4 protein-coding genes and 1 pseudogene are annotated in these 3423 nt (G+C 70.2%); 1 reads left to right on the top strand and 4 read right to left on the bottom strand.

Going from position 1 to position 3423, the window contains the following annotated elements:
• Positions 1–9: 9 nt before the first annotated feature.
• The 3 genes from Ari01nite_RS35120 to Ari01nite_RS35110 form a co-directional block, all read right to left on the bottom strand.
• Positions 10–219: a hypothetical protein gene (locus Ari01nite_RS35120; protein ID WP_203786572.1), complete on the bottom strand. Its 210-nt coding sequence runs from the start codon at positions 217–219 to the stop codon at positions 10–12.
• Between the two features lie 16 nt (positions 220–235).
• Positions 236–838 carry a dihydrofolate reductase family protein gene (locus Ari01nite_RS35115; RefSeq protein ID WP_203786571.1) on the bottom strand — a complete coding sequence of 201 codons (603 nt, stop codon included), beginning with the start codon at positions 836–838 and terminating at the stop codon, positions 236–238.
• A gap of 374 nt (positions 839–1212) precedes the next feature.
• Positions 1213–1881 carry a hypothetical protein gene (locus Ari01nite_RS35110; protein ID WP_203786570.1) on the bottom strand — a complete coding sequence of 223 codons (669 nt, stop codon included), beginning with the start codon at positions 1879–1881 and terminating at the stop codon, positions 1213–1215.
• Positions 1882–2205: 324 nt separating this feature from the next.
• Here Ari01nite_RS35110 and Ari01nite_RS35105 point away from each other — a divergent pair, with 324 nt between their 5' ends.
• Positions 2206–2997 (top strand): hypothetical protein, encoded by a 792-nt coding sequence (locus Ari01nite_RS35105; protein WP_239163290.1) that lies wholly within the window; start codon positions 2206–2208, stop codon positions 2995–2997.
• Positions 2998–3050: 53 nt separating this feature from the next.
• Here the strand turns inward: Ari01nite_RS35105 and Ari01nite_RS35100 are convergent.
• A pseudogene (locus Ari01nite_RS35100) lies at positions 3051–3423 on the bottom strand (SPFH domain-containing protein); the annotation flags it as partial.

Below are 3423 nucleotides of genomic sequence, written 5' to 3'. Positions count from 1 at the left end.
CTTCTGCCGCTACTCGCGCTCCTCCCGCTCGATCCGCTCGCTCTCCGGCTCGACGCGGTTGGCCCGCGTTGTGTTGATGCCGGCGTTGCTGCTGCCGTGCGACGGCGTGGTCGCTACCGGCGGCTCGTCGGTCGGGAACACCTCGGTCTCCGGACCGCCGGTCACGTGCTGGTCGGTGCTGGCGCCGGCATCCGCGTTTGCCCGGCTGTTGCTGGACATGGGGGTACTCCTTACCTCAGTCGAATCGGTAGGTCAGATGGGTGGCGTGCCCGGACGCGCGGGCGCTGAGCTGGTGCAGGCTGAGCTGGTGCAGACCGCGCGGCGTGCCGCCGTCGAACAGCGGAGTGCCGGCGCCCAGCAGAATCGGCGACAGATGCAGGCGCAACTCGTCGACCACGCCCGCCTCGATCGCCCGCCGCACGGTCTCGCCGCCGCCCATGATGACGACGTCCCGGTCGTCGGCCACGGCGATGCCCTTGGCCACGGCGCTCTCGATCCCGTCGACCACGAAGGTCGTCCGGTCAGCAAGCCGCACTGTGTCCGGCGGTGTGCGGGTCACGACGAGCACCGGCGGCTGAGCAGCCAGGCCGGCGCCGTAGCCCATCTCGTCATTCCAGCCCTGCGGCCCGTCGATGATGTCGAAGAGCCGGCGGCCCATGATGATGACGCCGGTGGCATACACCGTCTCCTCAAGGATCTGCTGGTCAAGCGCGTCGGGCTCAAGCGCCCAGGTATGCAGCCCTTCACCGCCGCGACCCAGCCCGGACTCCGGCCCAGCGTCCGGCCCGGTCACGAATCCGTCGAGCGACACCGAGATGTCGGCGACCACCTTGCTCATGGCTGCTCCTCCCCCGGCCACGGTTCGGGCCGATGGTCGGAGCTTCCCACTCGCCTACGACATTTCCGCGCTCGCACGTAGGCCAACCTCCCGGATCCCGCGACGGCCGATGCCACCTTGGTCAATCCCCGTTTCCGGGCCGGCCAACCCCGAACACAACGTCCTTCCGAAGGCGTCAAGCCCCGGGTGGACGTCGAGGTCGCGCGGATCTTGGAAGCGACACCACCAAATGATCTTCACGGTGTGGTGGAGTCGCGATATCAGGTCCCGCCCGGCAGTACGGCACTCGTCGATGCCTTTGCCGCAAATATCCCCCACTGGCGGTCGTCCACGACGCGATGTTGTCGACCTGATGTTCGGCGCAAGAAAACCCTTCAAGCCCGGGGAATCAGCCGGCCTCCCGTCCAAGCCAACCCCGTGCCCGCCGCCAGCAACAGCAGCGCACCCACCGTGGGCAGTGGCTGCTTCCCGTACATTCCCGCGCTCAACGCCAACGCCGCCAACATCAGCAGCACGCCGTCGGCCGGGTTGACCAGCTTGGAGCGGAACACCGCCCAGCCCAGCAGGAGCCACCCGGTCGCCGTGGTGCTGACCGCTACCACGCCGGCCGTCCGAAGCTGATCAGCCGTCAGGGGTGCCCCTTCGGGCAGCGCGCCGGGTGGCAGCGCGGTCAGCGGCAATGTCAGGATCAAGCCGGCCAGGCCGACCAGCAGGCCGGTAAGGGCGGAGCGGCGGGTTCGGGCACCGGCCAGCAAGCCGGCCAGGGCGATCATGGCTACCACCGAGAGCCAGTCGGCGGCCAGGCGCACCACCAGCGGGCCCGGCGGGGTGGCGATGCCGAGTGCGATCCAGCCGTCGAGCAGGGCGGCGGCGGGTAGGGCCCACAGGGCCATCCGGGCGTAGCGGCGGACCGACCAGATCCACACCGCCTCGCGTACCGGCAAAAGGTCTTGGGTTTTGGTGGCCGGCTGGGCGGCGCCCACCCAGGCCGGTGCCACCCGCAGCGGTCGCCCGCTCGCCGTTTGGTGATGGCTGATGCTCATGGCTCCGCCTCGTGGGGCTCAAGCCGAGCGGCCCGGGGGCAACCGTCGGGATCCTGGGCCGAGCATCCCAAAAGACGGCGGGGCTCGCAGGCGATTGCCAGGAAACGACTCAACGTTCAGTGAACGCACAGACCGGACCTCCGAACAGGTGACGACGGGCGCTGATTTCAAATTTCTTTTTCCAGGGGTCTGACCTGCGGTTTTGTGCTGTGGAAGCGCGACTTTCCGGGCCGTATCGGCAACACCGGTTGAACCACCCGGCGGTGCGGCTCCGTACTCGCAGCCGACCAGGGCCCATCGACGTTCGACGAACGAGGAGTGGTGATGCGAAGCGCGTACCGAAGGAACCAAGGCCCCGACCGGCGGAAGGTGATCGGTGCCGTCGTGATCTCCGGCGTTCTCGTTGCGGCCGGAATCGGTGGTGTTCAGCTCGCGAACGCGGGGACCGCCACCAAGGCCGCGGACGTCATCGTGGTCGAGGGACAGCAGTTCGACGTCTCGCAGTGTGCCGAGGTGGAGATCAACGGCGGCCAGGTCCTCTGCGACGGCGAGGAGTTGCAGCCGGAGCAGGAGCAGGGCGCCGAGGAGGCCGCGCTGGCTTCCGCGCAAGCCCTCGAGTTGGCCTGTGACGAGTTCGCGGCCGACATCCAGGCGATCGAGGACGAGCAGGCCGGCGGCGAGCAGGCCGGCGAGGGCGAAAAGGGCCAGGAAGGCGAAAAGGGCCAGGAAGAGGAGTCCGCCGAGGAGGCCGAGAAGGCCAACGCCAAGACGGCGAAGGCGTGGGCCGCCAAGGCCGCCAAGGCCAAGGGCAAGGGCGCCGAGAAGGCCGGCGAGAAGGAGAAGGGCGGCGCCGCCGAGGACGAGGCGGAGCAGGGTGCCGAGGAGGGCGCCGAGGAGGGCCAGGACGCCGGTGCGGCGGCCGAGGCCGTGACCTCCGCCCAGCAGGCGCTGCTGCAGACCTGCCTCGCACTGGCCGACGCCAAGGCCGCGGCCGGCATCGGCGGCGACGCCGGCGGCGAGGAAGAGGCCGGCGAAGAGGGTGCCGGTGAGGAAGGCGAGGAGGGCGCTGAGGAGGCCCCGCCCGCCGAGGAAGCCGCCAAGACTGCCAAGAAGTAAGTAAGCGATGCGAATGGCCGGCCCCCTACGGGGCCGGCCATTTCCGTTGACGATCAGGCGCGGTCGCGCTCGGGAGCCGACGGCACGCCGTTGTAGTCGGCACCGCCAAGGGCGGCCGACGGCGGGATCGGCGTGGGTGCCGGCAGCGCGGCCGTCTTGTCCGGATCGGTGTTGCCGCCGCTGACCTGCGCTTCGGCCTCGCGTACCTCCTCATGGATCTCAGCCGCGGCCGCCGCGGCAGCCTGCGCCGCGGCAGCCGCCTCGCGCTCGACGGCGCCCGCGTCCACCGCCTCGGACGGCCGGTCTCCCGCCATGTTGGCCAGGCCGCCCAGCGCCCCGCCCAGGCCGTCCAGAGCCTTTGACAGCTCGGCGGGCACGATCCAGACCTTGTTCGCCGAGCCGTTCGCGATCTGCGGCAGGGCCTGG

Origin of the sequence: Paractinoplanes rishiriensis (genome assembly GCF_016862375.1) — a bacterium.
Lineage (GTDB): Bacteria > Actinomycetota > Actinomycetes > Mycobacteriales > Micromonosporaceae > Actinoplanes > Actinoplanes rishiriensis.
This window is presented reverse-complemented; position numbering and strand designations above follow the sequence as displayed.

Bases quoted from the DNA above. Each gene is read 5' to 3' on its own strand.
- Ari01nite_RS35120 (WP_203786572.1), bottom strand. From the start codon at position 219: ATGTCCAGCAACAGCCGGGCAAACGCGGATGCCGGCGCCAGCACCGAC.
- Ari01nite_RS35115 (WP_203786571.1), bottom strand. From the start codon at position 838: ATGAGCAAGGTGGTCGCCGACATCTCGGTGTCGCTCGACGGATTCGTG.
- Ari01nite_RS35110 (WP_203786570.1), bottom strand. From the start codon at position 1,881: ATGAGCATCAGCCATCACCAAACGGCGAGCGGGCGACCGCTGCGGGTG.
- Ari01nite_RS35105 (WP_239163290.1), top strand. From the start codon at position 2,206: ATGCGAAGCGCGTACCGAAGGAACCAAGGCCCCGACCGGCGGAAGGTG.